Source organism: Lacinutrix chionoecetis, assembly GCF_053604665.1.
The window spans coordinates 223840-241027 of the sequence record NZ_JBSHNQ010000070.1; the positions used below are offsets into that span (position 1 = coordinate 223840).

At 32.3% G+C, this 17188-nt stretch carries 17 protein-coding genes and 1 tRNA gene; 7 read left to right on the plus strand and 11 right to left on the minus strand.

What is annotated here, in order from left to right:
* Positions 1–32: 32 nt before the first annotated feature.
* Together ACVC43_RS05315 and ACVC43_RS05320 are read right to left on the minus strand one after the other, a co-directional pair.
* Positions 33–563 carry a KdsC family phosphatase gene (locus ACVC43_RS05315; RefSeq protein WP_452223535.1) on the minus strand — a complete coding sequence of 177 codons (531 nt, stop codon included), beginning with the start codon at positions 561–563 and terminating at the stop codon, positions 33–35.
* Positions 550–1311, minus strand: coding sequence for a Rossmann-like and DUF2520 domain-containing protein (locus ACVC43_RS05320; RefSeq protein WP_452223536.1), 762 nt, complete (start codon positions 1309–1311; stop codon positions 550–552). The genes ACVC43_RS05315 and ACVC43_RS05320 overlap by 14 nt, the downstream gene beginning before the upstream one ends.
* A gap of 60 nt (positions 1312–1371) precedes the next feature.
* Between ACVC43_RS05320 and ACVC43_RS05325 the strand changes: the two genes are divergently transcribed.
* The 3 genes from ACVC43_RS05325 (at position 1372) to mscL (ending at position 5938) form a co-directional block, all read left to right on the plus strand.
* Entirely contained in the window at positions 1372–1782 is a 411-nt protein-coding gene (locus ACVC43_RS05325; RefSeq protein WP_452223537.1) for a group III truncated hemoglobin, read from the plus strand.
* Between the two features lie 84 nt (positions 1783–1866).
* Entirely contained in the window at positions 1867–5121 is a 3255-nt protein-coding gene (ccsA, locus tag ACVC43_RS05330) for a cytochrome c biogenesis protein CcsA (protein WP_452223538.1), read from the plus strand.
* Between the two features lie 361 nt (positions 5122–5482).
* Entirely contained in the window at positions 5483–5938 is a 456-nt protein-coding gene (gene mscL, locus ACVC43_RS05335; RefSeq protein WP_452223539.1) for a large conductance mechanosensitive channel protein MscL, read from the plus strand.
* A gap of 79 nt (positions 5939–6017) precedes the next feature.
* On the opposite strand, the gene ACVC43_RS05340 is transcribed toward mscL, so the two are convergent.
* The 3 genes from ACVC43_RS05340 to ACVC43_RS05350 all read right to left on the minus strand — a co-directional run bounded on the left by ACVC43_RS05340 (position 6018) and on the right by ACVC43_RS05350 (position 7794).
* Complete coding sequence (locus ACVC43_RS05340) at positions 6018–6389, minus strand: hypothetical protein (protein ID WP_452223540.1); 372 nt, start codon at positions 6387–6389, stop codon at positions 6018–6020.
* A gap of 83 nt (positions 6390–6472) precedes the next feature.
* A complete protein-coding gene (locus ACVC43_RS05345) occupies positions 6473–7198 on the minus strand; it encodes a DUF3307 domain-containing protein (RefSeq protein WP_452223541.1) in 726 nt (241 codons plus the stop codon).
* A complete protein-coding gene (locus tag ACVC43_RS05350) occupies positions 7195–7794 on the minus strand; it encodes a SatD family protein (RefSeq protein ID WP_452223542.1) in 600 nt (199 codons plus the stop codon). The genes ACVC43_RS05345 and ACVC43_RS05350 overlap by 4 nt, the downstream gene beginning before the upstream one ends.
* Positions 7795–8003: 209 nt before the next feature.
* Here ACVC43_RS05350 and ACVC43_RS05355 point away from each other — a divergent pair, with 209 nt between their 5' ends.
* From ACVC43_RS05355 to ACVC43_RS05370, 4 genes are all read left to right on the plus strand, one after another.
* Positions 8004–9152 carry a trans-sulfuration enzyme family protein gene (locus ACVC43_RS05355; RefSeq protein WP_452223543.1) on the plus strand — a complete coding sequence of 383 codons (1149 nt, stop codon included), beginning with the start codon at positions 8004–8006 and terminating at the stop codon, positions 9150–9152.
* 3 nt (positions 9153–9155) lie between these two features.
* The gene (gene rlmF / locus ACVC43_RS05360; RefSeq protein ID WP_452223544.1) at positions 9156–10052 is read left to right on the plus strand and encodes a 23S rRNA (adenine(1618)-N(6))-methyltransferase RlmF; all 897 of its coding nucleotides are present in this window, start codon (positions 9156–9158) and stop codon (positions 10050–10052) included.
* A gap of 61 nt (positions 10053–10113) precedes the next feature.
* Complete coding sequence (gene bshB1 / locus ACVC43_RS05365; protein WP_452223545.1) at positions 10114–10830, plus strand: bacillithiol biosynthesis deacetylase BshB1; 717 nt, start codon at positions 10114–10116, stop codon at positions 10828–10830.
* Positions 10831–10926: 96 nt separating this feature from the next.
* Positions 10927–11002, plus strand: a tRNA-His gene (locus ACVC43_RS05370).
* Positions 11003–11045: 43 nt separating this feature from the next.
* Here ACVC43_RS05370 and ACVC43_RS05375 read toward each other — a convergent pair.
* From ACVC43_RS05375 to ACVC43_RS05400, 6 genes are all read right to left on the minus strand, one after another.
* Positions 11046–11765 carry a phosphodiester glycosidase family protein gene (locus ACVC43_RS05375; RefSeq protein ID WP_452223546.1) on the minus strand — a complete coding sequence of 240 codons (720 nt, stop codon included), beginning with the start codon at positions 11763–11765 and terminating at the stop codon, positions 11046–11048.
* 82 nt (positions 11766–11847) lie between these two features.
* The gene (locus ACVC43_RS05380; RefSeq protein ID WP_452223547.1) at positions 11848–13404 is read right to left on the minus strand and encodes a M28 family peptidase; all 1557 of its coding nucleotides are present in this window, start codon (positions 13402–13404) and stop codon (positions 11848–11850) included.
* Positions 13405–13487: 83 nt separating this feature from the next.
* Positions 13488–14525 carry a M28 family metallopeptidase gene (locus ACVC43_RS05385; RefSeq protein WP_452223548.1) on the minus strand — a complete coding sequence of 346 codons (1038 nt, stop codon included), beginning with the start codon at positions 14523–14525 and terminating at the stop codon, positions 13488–13490.
* Between the two features lie 53 nt (positions 14526–14578).
* Positions 14579–14908 carry an FUSC family protein gene (locus ACVC43_RS05390; protein ID WP_452223549.1) on the minus strand — a complete coding sequence of 110 codons (330 nt, stop codon included), beginning with the start codon at positions 14906–14908 and terminating at the stop codon, positions 14579–14581.
* 4 nt (positions 14909–14912) lie between these two features.
* A complete protein-coding gene (locus ACVC43_RS05395) occupies positions 14913–15695 on the minus strand; it encodes a DUF3108 domain-containing protein (RefSeq protein WP_452223550.1) in 783 nt (260 codons plus the stop codon).
* A gap of 145 nt (positions 15696–15840) precedes the next feature.
* Complete coding sequence (locus ACVC43_RS05400) at positions 15841–17178, minus strand: exonuclease domain-containing protein (protein ID WP_452223551.1); 1338 nt, start codon at positions 17176–17178, stop codon at positions 15841–15843.
* Positions 17179–17188 lie beyond the last annotated feature (10 nt).

Below are 17188 nucleotides of genomic sequence, written 5' to 3' on the forward strand. Positions count from 1 at the left end.
AAATCTATTTAATAAATTTTTGCCACTGTATTTTAAAGCGACGCATCAAACAAATAATCCCAATCATTATTAAGTTTTAAAACCTGCTCAATCACATCTCTCACGCAGCCTTTTCCACCCAATTTATGGGAGATATAATGCGAAACTCCTTTAACCTCCTGTACAGCATCTTGCGGGCAAGTAGCTAAACCAGCAAGTTGCATAACAGGAATATCTGGAATATCGTCTCCCATATATAAAACATTTTTAGCCTCTATTTTACGTTTTAAAAGATATTTTTTAAAAGGTTCTGTTTTGTTGTGAGCGCCTAAAAAAACGTCTAATACGCCTAAATGTTCTAACCGTTTCTTAACACCTTCGTTAGTACCTCCAGAAATAATACATACGTTGTAACCTTTATTTAGGGCTTGTTTAAGCGCATAACCGTCTTTTACATTCATAGTTCTTAGCATTTCGCCAGAAGTAGTAATAGTTAAAGAGCCATCGGTTAATACGCCATCTACATCTAAAATAAAAGTGTTGATGTTTTTTAAATATTCTTTATAACTTTTATCGAATGCCATGTGTTTTTTTTATGGATTTAGTCAGCAGATCGTAAACCGCTTTATGCTGGTCGCTTTCCAATTGCTTTAAATGTCTTTTTATGGTTTTTTTATCGTTACGCAAAGCAGGACCAGTTTGAGCCAAATAAGGCGATAAGGTTTCAATTTTATGCGCAGTTTCTTTAATTAATGGTTTTAAAATATCGAATTCTGCACCATTCATTTCTGTTATTTCGTGTGCCATACGATATAACTGATTGGTAAAATTATTTACAAAAACAGCTGCTAAATGTAACGCTTGGCGCTGGTCGCTATTTACCTTGTGGCTTTTGCTACCAATAGCTTTTGCTAATTTTTTTAATATAGGTAAATCGGTTTTTTTTAAGGCTTCAATACAAATTGGGACTTCTTTAAAATCCACATCTGCAGCTTTAGAAAACGTTTGTAAGGGATAAAAAACACCTCGTTTTTGTTTCATATCTACAGCATACAGGCTTGTACTGCCAGAGGTGTGCACTACCAATCTGTTTTCGAAAGGAAGTTGGGTTGATAGTTCTTCAATAGCATCATCACTAACCGCTAAAATATAAATATCTGCTTCTGTAAGTTTCGATATATCGTCGGTTACTTCAACTTTATTTTTAAACTTGTCAATTGCCTTTAAGTTGCGATTATACCATTGTTTTAGTGCTACTTCTTTTGAAGCATTAAACGCTTTAAATAAATGAGTGGCAACATTTCCTGCGCCTAAAAGTACTACTGATATCATAGTGCTAAAATAATCAACCAAAAGATCAAATAAAAGATGTTTCCATTATCTTTGTAAACAATGAATAAAAAAGACATAACTACACGAGAGGATATTGAATTATTAGTTGCTTTGTTTTATAACAAAATAAGGAAAGACAACGTGTTAGGTCCGTTTTTTAACAATGCTATTAAAGACTGGGAGCAACATTTAAATCACCTCACCACGTTTTGGGAGTCCAGCTTGTTTTTTACAAGAAAGTTAGATAATAAATATGTGGGGAATCCTCTGGAAGCACATGTAAAAGTAGATAGGGATAACAATAGCAGCATTACAGAAATGCATTTTGGAATCTGGTTAAACTATTGGATGCAAACTATAGACGAGCTGTTTGAAGGAGAAGTTGCAAACAATGCCAAGCGTCGTGCAAGAAAAATGGGTACTTTTTTATATTTAAAAATCTTCGAAGCACGCACACAAAAGCTAAAATAATTTTAACACTTTTACTCGTTTTTCACTTAAAGAAAACAAACAAAATTGAGTATCTTTGCACGAGCTAAATTAAGCCTTGATATCATGCAAAATAAACTCGCAAAAATTCTCTTTTCTACTCGTTTAACAGCTGTTTTATTTATCGTTTTCGCAATTGCGATGATTGTTGGTACGTTTATGGACGCTGGTCAAGAAACATCTCCAACGCCTTATTCGCGAAGCATGATTTATAACACGTGGTGGTTTGAGGGGATTATGGTATTTTTTGTAATCAATTTTGTAGGAAATATTTTTAGATTCCGTTTATATAAAAAAGCAAAATGGGCAACCTTAACGTTGCATTTAGCATTTATATTTATTCTTGTAGGTGCTTTTATTACACGTTACATTGGTTACGAAGGTATGATGCCTATTCAGGAAGGAGAAACCGAAAGCAGTTTCCTTTCTCAAAAAACGTATGTTTCGGTTTTAGTTGATGGAGATTATAAAATTGATGAGGTCCCACAACGCTTACGCATTGAAAAAGAAGTTGATTTTTCTGAAAGATTAAACAACAAACTCTCAATAAATACAACGTACGATACCGTTCCTGTTAAAATAACTTTAGATAAATTTATTGCCAACGCCGAAAGAGATATTATTCCCAACGAAAACGGAGAAGAATATTTAAAAATAGTTGAAGCTGGAAATAGTGCACCACACAATCACTTTTTAAAAGTTGGTGAAGATCAATTAATTCATAACATTATTTTCACTTTAAACAATCCTAAAAAGGGTGCTATTAATATTGTTAGTGATGACAACGGATTAACCATAGAATCTCCTTTTGAAGGTGAATACCTGCAAATGGCTACTATGGCAGAAGGTAAACTTGTTAAAGACAGTATTCAGCCGTTAATGCTAAGGTCTCGCTATGTAATTGGAAATATGCAAATGGTGTTTCCTAAACCGGTCGTTAAAGGACATTTTGATATTGTAAAAAAATCGAAATTATTAAAAAACGATCAAGATGGCATGGTATTAAACGTTACTGCCAATGGCGACACGAAACAAGTACGTTTACTTGGTGGTATGGGTACAAATAACCAATGGGAAAATTTAGAAATTGGTGGATTAGATATGAGCTTTAGGTATGGCGCTAAAGTTTTAGAGTTGCCTTTTAGTATCAAACTAAACGATTTTGTAGCCGAAAAATATCCAGGGACAAAAAATAGTTATTCCGCTTTTTCAAGTGCCATAACGGTAAACGATGCTCAAGAAGGTGATTTTGATTACAAAATTTTTATGAATAACGTTTTAGACCATAGAGGGTACCGTTTCTTTCAAGCAGGGTTCGATAATAATGAAACTTTAACGCGATTATCTGTAAATCATGACCGTTGGGGAACTTGGGTAACGTATTTAGGCTATATGCTGCTTTATTTTGGTTTAATGGCTATTCTTTTTGATAAGAACACACGTTTTGCCGATTTAAAACGAGCGCTTGACAAAGTAAAAAATAAAAAATCTAACCTAATTTCTATCTTATTATTGTGCTTTAGCTTAACTGGTTTCGCACAAGAACAGCATGCTGCAGACGATGGCCACGACCATTCTCAAGAGGCTGCAACGCAAGACCTTCAAGATAAAAGTATTGACATTAAAGAATATTCTTATCAAGAAAATAAATCGCAAGTAGATTCTATTTTAAGAGCCAATATTGTTCCTGAAAAAGAGGCAGATAAGTTTGGTCGTACAGTAATACAAGATGTTGGAGGTAGAATGATGCCTATTAATACGTATGCATCAGAGTTTTTAAGAAAAGTAAGTAAAAAGGATACTTACGAGGGTTTTACGGCTGATCAGATTTTTCTTTCCATTCAAGAAAGCCCGCAATTTTGGTACAATGTTCCAATTATTTATTTAAAAGCCAAAAAAGACGATTCTATTAGAAAAATTATTGGTGTAGATACCTCTGTTAAATATGCAACATTAGGTCATTTTCTAACCAGTCGAGGTGATTATAAATTGGCGCCTTATTTAGACGAAGCTTACAAAGCGTTAGCACCTAATGCATTTCAGAAAGAATTCAGAGAAACAGATCAACGTGTAACTTTATTATATAATACTATTCAAGGCAGTTCTCTTAAAATATTTCCAGTTCCTGAAGATGAAAATAACAAATGGATTTCTTCTAATGAATTTAGAAATGAGGGCTATAAAGAAAAGATAAAAGATACCATTTATCAGAGTTTTGTAAACCAGAGCTTTAACCTTTATCTCTATCGTTTAAATAAAGCAAAACAATCTGGTGATTATAAAGAAGCAGATAAAATTTTAGAGGCTTTTAAGAAAAATCAGGAGAAATTAGGTAGTGAAGTAATGCTTAGCGACGAGAAGATTGATACTGAGATATTATATAATAAGTATGATATTTTTAAAAATCTGCATTATGCCTACATGCTGTTGGGAGCTTTAATGTTTATCGTGTTGATAATTCAAATCTTTAAAGACAGAAGTAAAGCTATTAAATCAATTATTACGGTTTTTAAAATACTCATTGTAATATCATTTATTTTACACACTTTAGGATTAATTGCTCGTTGGTATATTTCAGGACATGCACCATGGAGTGATGCCTACGAATCTATGATTTATGTAGCATGGGCAACCATGTTCTTTGGTTTAGCCTTTGGAAGAAAAAGCGACCTAACAATGGCTGCTACTGCATTTGTTACTTCCATGTTATTAATGGTTGCGCATTTAAGCTGGATGGATCCTGCAATTGCGAATTTACAACCAGTATTAGACAGTTATTGGTTAATGATACATGTTGCTGTAATCGTTGCCAGTTATGGGCCGTTTACGCTATCCATGATTTTAGGAGCAACGGTTTTAATACTCATGATTTTAACTTCTAAAAAGAACAAAGAAAAAATGCTCTTGAATATTAAAGAGTTAACCATTATTAACGAAATGTCCTTAACAGTAGGCCTTGTAATGTTAACTATTGGGAACTTTCTTGGTGGCATGTGGGCAAACGAAAGTTGGGGTCGTTATTGGGGTTGGGACCCAAAAGAAACCTGGGCTTTAATTAGTATCATGGTCTATGCCTTTGTTATTCATGCGCGTTTGGTGCCTGGATTACGAGGACGTTGGTTTTTCAATCTCATGTCTATTGTGGCATTATCGGCTATAATTTTCACCTACTTTGGTGTAAATTTCTATCTATCTGGATTGCATTCGTACCAATCTGGACAACAAATTGCAAGCTTTCAGTACATTGCAATTGCAGTTGCAATTGTGGGTGTTTTAGGTGTGTTTTCTTTTATTAAATACAAAAAGTTCTATAAAAAATAAAGTGCACTTTAATATTTAAATTTTAACTTAGAGTCTTCTAATCTGTTTTAATAAATGAATTACATTAAACACATAGGTATTCATAACATTATCATGTTGGTCATTTGCCTTATCATTATTTTAGTTGCAGAATACATGTTTCTTACTGGAAATGAAATACATGCAATATTTTTAGGATTGTGGTCTCCTACCATTATTGGAATAATGATATTTTTAAAATTGGTAGATAATGAATCCAAATAGCGTAATATTATATTCTTCTATTGTTGTTGCGTTATGCGTAGTTTGCTGGGCTATTGTTATGATTAGAATTTATAACAAGCGATTTAAAGATTAGTATTTTATTTGTTAATTATTTTATATGGGATTTTTAAAAGAATTTAAAGAATTTGCCGTTAAGGGCAACATGATGGATATGGCAATAGGTATTATTATTGGCGCTTCCTTTAATAAAGTTATTGATGTATTAGTAAAAAAAGTAATTATGCCACCATTGTCTTTAATGACTGATGGTATTAACTTTGAGGATAAGAGAGTAATACTTCGTGAAGGCGTTTTAGACGACGCTGGAAAAGTTATTACGGACGAAGTCGCGGTTCAATATGGTGCTTTATTTGAAGCATTATTAGATTTCTTCATCATTGGAATTACGGTATTTTTAGTGGTAAAAGCGATGAATAGATTACGAAACAAATCTCATGATACTAAAGATAAAACAGTAACGACTCCTAAAGACATACAACTGCTTACAGATTTAACAGAATTAATGGAAGAGCAAAATAAACTGTTGAGGTCTCAATCCGATAACGACCGTTAAAGCTAATAATGTAGCATAAAAAAACAGCAAATAATGTTTAAATATTGTTTGCTGTTTTTCCTAATCAAAAAAAAATGTCTTATAATTTGATTAGTGTTTTATTTAGATTTAAATCGTCTAATACTTCATTTGTAAATTTATAATGCCCACGTGTAGTAATGATTCTAAATCTATGATCATTCATTCTACTTAACACATCTAAAAAACGCCATTTCGATTTAAGTAAACGCGGTTTGTTACTTTTCAAGCTAATTTCAAAATAATACTTTCTCGATCTTCTTGTTGCAGTAATATCTGGAGTTATTTTTATTTCTCCATCTTGCTTAATGTAAGATTTTGGAGTTTCGTAACCTTCTAAATCTGCTTTTATATTTTCAAAACCTAAGTTTTCTAAATAATTAACCGATTCCTGAATAAATTCTGCGTTTTCTACTTTTTCCGTGTGTATCATAATAGTTTCAAGATACAGACAAAGGCTACTAAATAGCGTTAAAACCTTGTTAAACCGTTGTTTTTTAACATATTTTAAGACGTTTAGATGTTTTTTGAAAAATATAAATAGCCTAAACCTGCAAGTATAGCAATGCCAAAACTTAATAGGGTACCTATTAAAACATACTCTGTTAATTTCCTGTCTTTGGCTTTAGATAGGTCTCCAAATCGGAATATAGACTTTGCGGCCATTAAAAATCCCACACCTTCCCAATGGTTTGTAATTATAAATAGAAATACAAATAATCGCTCTAAAATTCCAATATAAGCACCAGCATTTTCCAGAGCATTGCTGTTGTTTTCATCTTCTGTATCTAAACTCCATTTAGAGATAATTATTTTCATTACAACAGATGCCATACTGGTAGCAAAGAGTAAAAATGTTATAAACACTATTGTTTTCGAAGTAAATACAATACCCAACTCTAAAGGGTTGCCAAAATAAATGCCTGTAACTAAAACAAGGATGAGGACGTGAGCTAATTGATCTGCAAAAAAGAGCCAACGTGTATTTTTTGCATTATTAATATGGAGTTTTAAAAGGTCTATTATATAATGACTTACTGTTATTATAATAATCCCAAGCCAATAGTCCTTAAAATTGGCTTGTAAAACTAAAACCAATGCTAAAAAATGAATAAGAATATGAAAGTATAAATACTTACTCTTATGCTTTTTATCGAATTTGTGCTCTATCCATTTTTTTGGCTGTAATACAAAGTCTCCAATTAAATGAGCTAAAACTAATTTTATAAAAAAGAGCATCATAAGGTTGTAATGTTTTGTTGGTAGTAATCTATAAGTTGCATTATTTCATCGTAACCAGAGCGTTTTAATCCTGCACTAATATTACTCTGTTTTCTGTTTAATATATCTGCAATTTCTTGTTGGTTTGCTTCGCTGTGTTTTAATGCTGTTCTAAATAAAATTGCTGCCTTTGGTGTCCAGCTATCCATAATCAATTCAGCTAAATTTAGCATGGTATTAATAGTTTTATCGAAAGCTTTATTATTAGACTGCACTGCTAAAGTCGACTTCTTTAAACGCTCAAAGCACTCACCTGAGTTTACAAAAGCACTTCCGTTAGATTCTGTAATGGATTTTGCATCATAATCTTTTTCTCCAATACCAATGGCCAATCTCACATCTAAAGTTTTATGTTGTTTTATACTGGCTTTTATTGCAATAGCAATAGCTAAACTATGTTTTGGCTCTACTTCAATTTGAAAACTATCTCCTCTGTAAATCTCCCAAGTTTTAGGAGATTTGCCTAAGAGATTTAACTCTTTGGTGAGTGTTTTCATCCAAATGGAGGTGGTTTCTGTTTTCGAGTTTACTATATCTCCAGTTATAACGCTTGTCATATATTATATTTCTATAGTAAATGTAATATTTTCTTTTTACAAAAGCTAAATTATATGCTATTTAACATATATTATTTATTATATGCTATTTGTCATATAATTGTAATTATCTGCTTTAAGGTATATAATGAAATTAATCACGTTTGTAACAGGCATATTAATCAAAACATTTAGGATGTAAAAAATAATACAATTACTATCTTTACAAGATGAGTAAAAAAAGTTTAGGTATAAATACCATTTGTGCGCATGTAGGAGAAATTAAAGATGAGCAGTTTAAAGGCGCAGTATCACCAATTTATTTGGCAAGTTCTTACGAGTTTTTAGATGTAGATGTCAAGAGATATCCGCGATATTTTAATACACCAAATCAAGAATATTTAGCAAAAAAAGTAGCTGCATTAGAGCATAAAGAAACCGCAATGATATTTGGTTCTGGTATGGCAGCCATTAGCCATATGTTTCTGGCGTTTTTAAAATCTGGAGATCATATTGTGGTGCAGAATACACTGTATGGAGGCACAAGCAACTTTATTAGAGAGGAGTTTCCAAAATTAAATATAGAATTTACTTTTACAAATGGTTACACTGTCTCAGATTTTGAAGCAGCCATCCAGCCAAATACTAAACTTATTCATATTGAAACACCTTCAAATCCCTTGTTAACCATTACAGATATTAAAGCTGTGGCAAAATTAGCGCAATCTAAAAATATCGTTTCGAGTATAGATAACACCTTTGCAAGCCCAATAAACCAAAATCCTTCAGATTTTGGTATTGATTTAATTATGCACTCTGCAACTAAGTATTTTGGAGGACACAGCGATATTTGTGCAGGAGCAGTAGCAGGTTCTAAAGCGCATATGGATAAAATCTGGAACGTTTCTAAAAATCTTGGAGGTAGCTTAAGCGATTTCACCGTTTGGATGCTGGAACGTAGCATGAAAACAATGGGACTGCGTGTAAAAAAGCAAACTAAAAATGCCTTAAAAATGGCTAAATGGTTAGAAGCTCATGAAGCAGTAAAAAAAGTGTATTATCCAGGTTTAGAGAGCCATCCAGAGCATGATTTAGCAAAATCTCAAATGAAAGGCTTTGGAGCCATGCTTTCCTTTGAGCTAAACGATAATTTAAATGCTGTAAAGTTTCAAAAAAGACTAAATCTTATAAAAGCATCTATGAGCTTGGCAGGACTTGAAAGTACGGTATTAAGTCCGTCGCAAACATCGCATGCCTTGTTAAGCCAGACAGAGCGAGATGCTATTGGTATTAGCGATGGCTTAATTAGGTTTTCAATAGGAATAGAATCTGTAAAAGATTTGAAGGCTGATATCCAACAAGCCATAAATACATTATAAGCATTGCATAAAAAAAATAAACATCAAAACGGTTACGATTTTAAAAACTTAACAGCGGTTTTTTCAACTTTAGAACCATATGTCTTTGTAAATAAACATAATAATCAAACTATAGATTTTGCAGATGCCAAGGCAGTAAAAGCGTTAAATACAGCTTTGCTAAAGGCACATTATAATGTTGATTTCTGGACGTTTCCAGATACCAATTTATGTCCGCCAATTCCTGGGCGTGTGGATTATTTACATTACATCTCAGACCTGTTGGAAACTTCAGGTGTAAATAAAAATATTACTATTTTAGATATAGGAACCGGAGCATCTTGTATTTACCCATTGCTTGGTAGTGCAGAATATAACTGGAATTTTGTAGGTACAGATTGCAATAAAAAATCGATTAGTAATGCCGAAAAAATAATCGCTAAAAATAAGTTAGAAAGTAAAATTAAATTAAGATTACAACCAAATAATGAAGCTATTTTTAAAGGTATTATAAAACCATCGGATAGGTTTATGGCCACTATATGTAATCCTCCTTTTTATAAAGATGAAGCCGAAGCTTTTGAAGCCACTACAAGAAAATTGAAAGGTTTAGGAAAACTAACCGATTCTATAACAAGAAATTTTGCTGGTCAGGCTCATGAATTATGGTTTAAAGGCGGCGAAAAAGCTTTTTTGCATACCTATCTCTATGAAAGCTCGCTTTATAAAACACAATGTTTGTGGTACACCAGCTTGGTTTCTAATAAAGACAATTTAAAGTCAATGAAAAAATCGTTGCAAAAGTTAGGAGCTAAAGCAGTAAAAGTTATAGATATGGATTTAGGAAACAAAAAGAGTAGAGTAGTGGCTTGGACATTTTTAACGCTTAAGGAACAAAAAGATTGGTTAAATAATAAGTAATAAGATTTTCGTTCCTACCTAATGAACTGGTAGGTTCACGGAAACAAAACAATATTTTTTTATGAAGTTAGACATATTAGCTTTTGGTGCACATCCAGATGATATAGAATTAGGAGCAGGAGGGACTATAGCAAAATCAATTGCCAAAGGTAAGAAGGTTGGTGTAATAGACCTTACAAGAGGCGAATTAGGAACTAGAGGAACAGCAGAAAGTAGAACTATTGAAGCAGAACAGGCTTCGAAAATATTAGGCTTGTCGGTTAGAGAGAATTTAGGATTTGCTGATGGTTTTTTTATAAATGATAAAGAGCATCAATTAGAAATTATAAAGATGCTTAGAAAATACCAGCCAGATATTGTACTCTGCAATGCTGTGGACGACAGACACATCGATCATGGAAAAGGAAGTAAACTGGTAAGCGACGCTTGTTTTTTAAGTGGTTTAGTTAAAATTGAAACAGAATATAATGGCAAAAACCAGGAACAGTGGAGACCAAAACATGTCTATCATTACATTCAATGGAAAAATATTGAGCCAGATTTTGTAGTAGATATTTCAGATTTTATAGAAACTAAACAAAAAGCGGTTAGTGCTTATAAAACACAATTTTTTAATAGTAAAAGTATTGAACCCGAAACGCCAATAACAAGCAAGACATTTATGGATAGTATTGCGTACAGAGCCAGAGATTTAGGTCGATTAGTTGGTGTTGAGTATGCCGAAGGATTTACAGTAGAACGTTATGTTACTGTAGATAGTTTGTTTGATTTAAAATAAATACAAAGTAAACTTTCCATAAAATATTTGTAAAAGTCTTTGTATTAAAAAGGAATTAATTTACATTTGCAAACGCATTGCAAAATGCACACAAATGGTGGTTGTAGCTCAGCTGGTTAGAGCGTCGGTTTGTGGTACCGAAAGTCGCCGGTTCGAACCCGGTCTTCCACCCAGATTACAAAGCTTCTTAGAAATAAGGAGCTTTTTTTGTGCATTTATTTTATTTCTGCGATTATTACCCCAAAATTACCCTCTAAACTGTGATAGCCCGCTTTAGGTAGATACGTTTTAGATACAAACCCATCTAAATATAAAGCGTTTTTACAACCGTTTTGCTTAAAAAACGTTGCAAAATCATAGAAGTTAACTTTAGAAACAGACATTGCAAACAATAAATTACCATTTGGTAAAATACCAACACCATTTCTAATATTTAAATTTTTGGAATCCTTATTAAAAGCTGGATGTATTTCTCCGTTAATAAGTAATAGCGGTCCAGATTGGGTTGCGTATTTTATCTCATTTGAATGCTCATAATACTTAGACATGGTGATTAATGGCGTATTACTTTTGGTGATAGAAAAGACACCATTAGGTTGTAAGTAAAAGTTTCCATAACCAGAGCGCATGGTATCTAATGGTTTTAATATTTTTCCGTTTTCAACATATAAGCCTTGTGGTTGGAAATTGTTGTTAAACATACCTCCATTTGTTGCGAAAATTAAGTTCTTGTTTTCTTTTTCTAACTCATTTTTTAAACTCTCGAAGTTTGAAAAATTAGTGTTGTTTTTATCTTTTAGAAAGAATTTTAATTCCTGTGTTTTTAGATCTACAACATGTTTTAAAAAGAAGTTAGAATCAACCGTGTAAATTTCTGCTTGTTTAGATTTACAACCAAAGAAGGTTAAAAATATTATAAATACAACATTTTTCATTCTAAAAATAGATTAAAAGAAAAGAGGCTCAAAAAATCACATGCGTTAGATTTTGAACCTCTACTTGTAGAAAAAAATATGCCTATTCTGTAGCTTTATCTACTACAATTCGGGCATCTCTATTTGCTAATTCCCAGGCAGTATAAAATATTAATCGAGCTCTGTTTTCTAATAAATCGTACTGTATTTTGTCTGGTGTATCACCTGGCTTGTGGTAATCTGCGTGTGTTCCATTAAAATAGAATATTACTGGAATATTATTTTTTGCAAAGTTATAATGGTCACTTCTGTAATAAAAACGGTTAGGGTCGTTTTCTTCATTGAATTTGTAATCTAAGTCAATGTTCATGTATTTAGTGTTTGTTGCTTCAGAAATGTTGTGTAACTCAGTACTTAATTTATCACTTCCAATTAAATAAACATAATTTCTATTTTTCTTTTCACGATTTGGATCTGTACGACCAATCATATCTATATTTAAATTAGCAACTGTATTTTTAAGCGGGAAAATAGGGTCTATATCTGTATAGTACCTTGAACCTAAAAGCCCTTTTTCTTCAGCAGTTACGTTTAAAAAAACAATAGAGCGTTTAGGACCGTTTCCGTCTTTTTTTGCTTTTGCGAATGCTTCAGCAATTTGTAAAACAGCCACAGTACCAGAACCGTCATCATCTGCACCATTATAAACTTCACCATCTTTAACACCTTCATGGTCTAAATGAGCAGATATAATGATATATTCATTTGGTTTTTCGCTTCCTTTAATTACTGCGGCAACATTTTCACTCATTATTTTTTTCGAGTTGTTTTTATAAGTAATTGCCATTTTTGTTTTTACAGCAATAGATTTCTCATTAGTTGCAATATCATTAACTAATGCGTTGGCAAGCTCTGTGTTTATTAACATATAAAGCATGTCGTCTGCACCACCAGCTATAGACATTCTACCTGTTGAGCCTCCAAAACGATTGGCAGCCATGGCGTATACTTCTGGGTAGTAAAATAGAAGTGCTTTGGCACCCTTGCTTTTTGCAACTTCTTGTTTTGAAGCAAATTCCTGACGAAAATTAGACCATTTAGAATTTCTATCGGTGCCAGAAATCATGTAAGTACCATCGGCTTTTTTAGGTTCGCCAGAACGAATAAGTACAATTTTTCCGTTAACATCTATATTTTCATAATTTGAATAGTTATCTTCTTCAATACCAAATCCTGCATAAACAATTTCATCTGCATTAAAAGTACCGTTTTTAGAAGAAGTAACAGAAACAAAATCCTCTATATTGGTAAAAGATTTTCCATTTACAGTTAATTCAACATCTGGCGTTTCCATAACTTCTAATGGTACTTCCTGAAAATAGTTGCCATCGCTTTTTGCAGCTGGCACACCATATTTTATATAATGTTCTTTTATAAATTCTACAGCCATTTTTTGGCCTTCTTCACCAGTTTCACGACCTTGATATTCATCACTGGCATAAGTGTAAAGTGCTGTTTTAAGTTCATCTGCAGTTATGGTTTCTGCATATTTAGTGGGATTTTCTGTTATTTTAATTTTAGACGCAGATGCACTATTTTTAGAAGAACCACAGGCAGTCAATACTAATGCAACAGTACATAGAGTTAGTATTTTTTTCATAAAATTTGAAATGAATTAATTATTTGAGTAAAAGTAAGTGAAAATTATATGTTTCTCAATTTTCTTACATGTTTTTTAAAACCTTAAATGTCCTCATTACGTTTTAAAAATTGCGGTCGGTTTGCTAATTGCCATGCTGTTGCAAAAATTAGTTTTGTACGTTTAGCTAATAAAGGATAGTTTATTTTATCTGCAGTATCTGTAGGTTTGTGATAATCTGGATGTTCACCATTAAAGTAAAAGATTACTGGAATGTTTTGTTTAGCAAAATTGTAATGGTCGCTTCTGTAATAATAATTGTTTCTATCGTTTTCTGCATTATATTTATAGTCCAATTCCAAATGTGTAAAGGCGTCATTTGCTTTTGCCGAAGTGACATGAAGTTCTTTACTTAATCTATCGGCTCCAATAATATATATATAATTAGGATTTTCTTTGTGCCTGTCGTCTACACGACCAATCATATCTATATTAAGATTGGCTATGGTTTTATCGAGTTTAAAAATAGGATTTTCAATATAAAATTTAGAGCCTTGCAGCCCAATTTCCTCTGCAGTAAGATGTAAAAAAAGGATACTTCTTTTAGGCGAATGGCCTTGTTGCTCGGCAAGTTTAAATGCTTCGGCTATTTCTGTAATAGCCATGGAGCCAGAACCATTATCATCTGCACCAAAGTGAATTGTATCATTTTCTAAACCTAAATGATCTAAATGTCCAGAAATTATAAGTACTTCTTCTGGTTTTTCACTTCCTTTAATGTAGGCTAATACATTTTCTGAAGCACCAATACCTTCTGGTAAAAAATCTGCCGGAATGGTTTGGTAATATGTAGAGTCGTTAACGGCTGGTAAAATGCCTTTATTCTTATAAAAATTCTGCAAAAAATCAGTTGCTTTTTTTTGGCCTTCTTTGCCTGTACCACGACCCTGAAAATCGTTTGAAGCAAATACTGTGAGTCTACTTTTTAAATCTTCAGTTGTTATAGAATTTGAATATTCCCTAATAATCTCACTATCGGTTATTTTAACTCCATTTTCGAGGTTTTCTATCTTGGTGCTGTACTTCGTTTCTGCACATGAACCAACGATCATTAGAGCAGACATTATTATAAGGGCTTTCATTCTTTAGATATATGAGCCTCAAATATATATAAATTCTTACAATAAACTTAATACTACTCTATAATATCTATATCTTCTAATTCTTCAATAGATTCTTCTAAAGAATTATCTTCACGTTGTTCTAAGTTTTGAGTGTCACCAACCTCTGTGGTTACCATAACCGATTTGTAGGTTGCCAGTGCAAGTGCCATGATTACCAATAGAAAAATAAGCTGTACGGTATGTTTTGGTTTTCGCTGTGCTTTGCCTTTTAAAAAAGCTAATAAGCCAAATATTGCTGCAACAATTGCCGGAATAAATGCAAAATTAGATAGTGGTAAAACTGCCAAAATAACAGCTAAAATTGCTGCAAATAATCCTATAACTACAAATACTGTTCTCATGATATTAATTTTTTAAACCTGTTGCACTTTTTATTTTTAATTCGCCACTACCAACAGCAACCTTAAATTTAGCAAATACAGGAATTTTATTTTCGTCCGCAGTTAACCATAAAAAATTACTGTTTCCTTTTAAAGCATCATCATTTGTTAGGTTAATACGCAGTTTATAACATTCTTTTTTACCAAGAGCAGTAGTAATGGTCTCCTTTGCTACGTAGGTAAATTTAAATTTTGTTTCTTTATTATCAAACAATACGGTAAAGGTATCGCTATCTCCAACGTTAGCTTTTTTAATATCTAATGTTCTTAAATGATAAATAGTAGTAACGATATCTTTAGTGCTGCCATTAATTTTAACCGTTGCTTTTCTATCCCAAAAACCAGAGGCGAAGTTTTTACTTTTTTTCCTAATTAAACTACTTACTGAATTGTTTCTATGGTTAAAATTGTATTTAACAAATTTATAATGACCACCTTCATCAATTTCACGCTTGTATAAGTAAGGTGTTAATGTTTTAGGGTTTACATAGCTTTCATAAAGATCTCTGATTTTAAAGAAGTTGTCCCATTTAGAATATGTTGTAGCATTACACTTTAAACGTAATAAAGTGCTTGAACTTGTTTTAACCTCGCTTGTTTGCATTGTTATTTGAGCAAAATCCGTCATTAATCCAGACATATTGTAACCTGCTGTAAAGGTTAATTTTTCGCCGGCTTGGAAGGCATTGTTTTGAGCTGTAACTATTAGCGTTACACATAGAAAAAGGGAAGTTATAAAATATTTCATATTTATGCGATTAATTTTCAAATATAGAAATTGTAAACACTAATTATGCCGAAAATATTGTGTTTAGCTTTTATTTATGAATTTGTAGTAATTAAAGAAGATTAATTTATTTCAATTAAATTGTTTATTGGAATGCTATCAGCAGTTATCTGTTAAGTATAGCGGTGCGTAAAATACCTTGCACGTCGTTATTATCTTTTTGTTTTATTAGAAAATTTTCTAATTCATCTTCATGTAATATTTGTTCGGTTTTATCAATAAAACCATATCCCAAATAGGCTCCGTTTTTAATAATAACAAATGCCTCTTCGCTTTCATCTCTGCCTTTTTCTTTTAAAATTATATTTTGACTATCGCTTATAATCTGGCAAATGGCGTTGCTTACACGTTCGTTATAATTTCTAACAGCTTCTTTTCCTGTACAAATACCTTTACAGTTTTTTATGGTGAAATGAGAGCATTCGCTAACCCCTTCCTGTAGGTGACAAAATTTTGGACATAAATTAAATTGCTCACATATACGCTCTAAAAACAAACGCGCTTCTCGTAAACTATAAAATGTAATTATAGGATTTGGTGTGGCTTTACTATTATTAATTGCAATATGTATTATATTGTTTCTATCTTGATAACTAAATAGCGAAAATCCTTTAGGAGCACGTTTAGCCACTTTATTATATTGTGGAAAATGGTGCTTTATGGCTGCGTCTTCCATTAATAAGGCAATGAGTTCACTGCCGGAAAGCTCGAAATCGATATCTGCAATTTCTCTAACCATATCCAAACTTTTTTGAGCTTTGCTGTAAAAATGACTTAACACTCGTTTTTTTAAATCTTTTGCTTTACCCACGTAAATAATTTTACCTTTTTTGTTTTTAAATATATATATGCCAGTGGCATTGGGTAAGGCGTTAAAAATTGCTTTAGGAAGGTTAGGAGGTAAGGTAGCTTCCTTATTATTTTTATTTAAGAAGTTAGAAAAAATATCGCGAGCATTTTTTTGAGCTTGTAACTTTTGGAATAATATCACTGTGGCTTCAGCATCTCCTCGAGCTCTATGTCTGCCATTAATATTTATGTTTAAAGCTTTGCAGAGTTTGCCTAAACTATAACTGTGATGTCCAGGAAGGAGTTTACGGCTAAGACGGACTGTACATAATTTTTTTCTGTTGAATTCTATGTTTAATAACTTAAATTCGTTTCTAATAACATTATAATCAAAATTTACATTATGGGCCACAAAAATGGTGTCTTGTGTTATATCCAAAACATCTTGAGCAATTTCTGAAAACTCAGGTGCATTAGCTACAGTACCATTATCTATTCCTGTTAAAGCCGTTATATAATCTGGAATATAACAATTTGGGTTAACGAGTGAAGTAAATTCATCTACAATTACCTCACCATCGTATTTAAAAACAGAAATTTCTGTTATTCTATTGGTTCTGCCAGAGGTCTCTACGTCGATTATTGTGTATTGCAATCTATACTAT

Excerpts from the sequence above, each read along its gene's own strand:
- ACVC43_RS05315 (WP_452223535.1), bottom strand. The coding sequence starts at position 563 with ATGGCATTCGATAAAAGTTATAAAGAATATTTAAAAAACATCAACACT.
- ACVC43_RS05320 (WP_452223536.1), bottom strand. The coding sequence starts at position 1,311 with ATGATATCAGTAGTACTTTTAGGCGCAGGAAATGTTGCCACTCATTTA.
- ACVC43_RS05325 (WP_452223537.1), top strand. The coding sequence starts at position 1,372 with ATGAATAAAAAAGACATAACTACACGAGAGGATATTGAATTATTAGTT.
- ccsA (WP_452223538.1), top strand. The coding sequence starts at position 1,867 with ATGCAAAATAAACTCGCAAAAATTCTCTTTTCTACTCGTTTAACAGCT.
- mscL (WP_452223539.1), top strand. The coding sequence starts at position 5,483 with ATGGGATTTTTAAAAGAATTTAAAGAATTTGCCGTTAAGGGCAACATG.
- ACVC43_RS05340 (WP_452223540.1), bottom strand. The coding sequence starts at position 6,389 with ATGATACACACGGAAAAAGTAGAAAACGCAGAATTTATTCAGGAATCG.
- ACVC43_RS05345 (WP_452223541.1), bottom strand. The coding sequence starts at position 7,198 with ATGATGCTCTTTTTTATAAAATTAGTTTTAGCTCATTTAATTGGAGAC.
- ACVC43_RS05350 (WP_452223542.1), bottom strand. The coding sequence starts at position 7,794 with ATGACAAGCGTTATAACTGGAGATATAGTAAACTCGAAAACAGAAACC.
- ACVC43_RS05355 (WP_452223543.1), top strand. The coding sequence starts at position 8,004 with ATGAGTAAAAAAAGTTTAGGTATAAATACCATTTGTGCGCATGTAGGA.
- bshB1 (WP_452223545.1), top strand. The coding sequence starts at position 10,114 with ATGAAGTTAGACATATTAGCTTTTGGTGCACATCCAGATGATATAGAA.
- ACVC43_RS05375 (WP_452223546.1), bottom strand. The coding sequence starts at position 11,765 with ATGAAAAATGTTGTATTTATAATATTTTTAACCTTCTTTGGTTGTAAA.
- ACVC43_RS05380 (WP_452223547.1), bottom strand. The coding sequence starts at position 13,404 with ATGAAAAAAATACTAACTCTATGTACTGTTGCATTAGTATTGACTGCC.
- ACVC43_RS05385 (WP_452223548.1), bottom strand. The coding sequence starts at position 14,525 with ATGAAAGCCCTTATAATAATGTCTGCTCTAATGATCGTTGGTTCATGT.
- ACVC43_RS05390 (WP_452223549.1), bottom strand. The coding sequence starts at position 14,908 with ATGAGAACAGTATTTGTAGTTATAGGATTATTTGCAGCAATTTTAGCT.
- ACVC43_RS05395 (WP_452223550.1), bottom strand. The coding sequence starts at position 15,695 with ATGAAATATTTTATAACTTCCCTTTTTCTATGTGTAACGCTAATAGTT.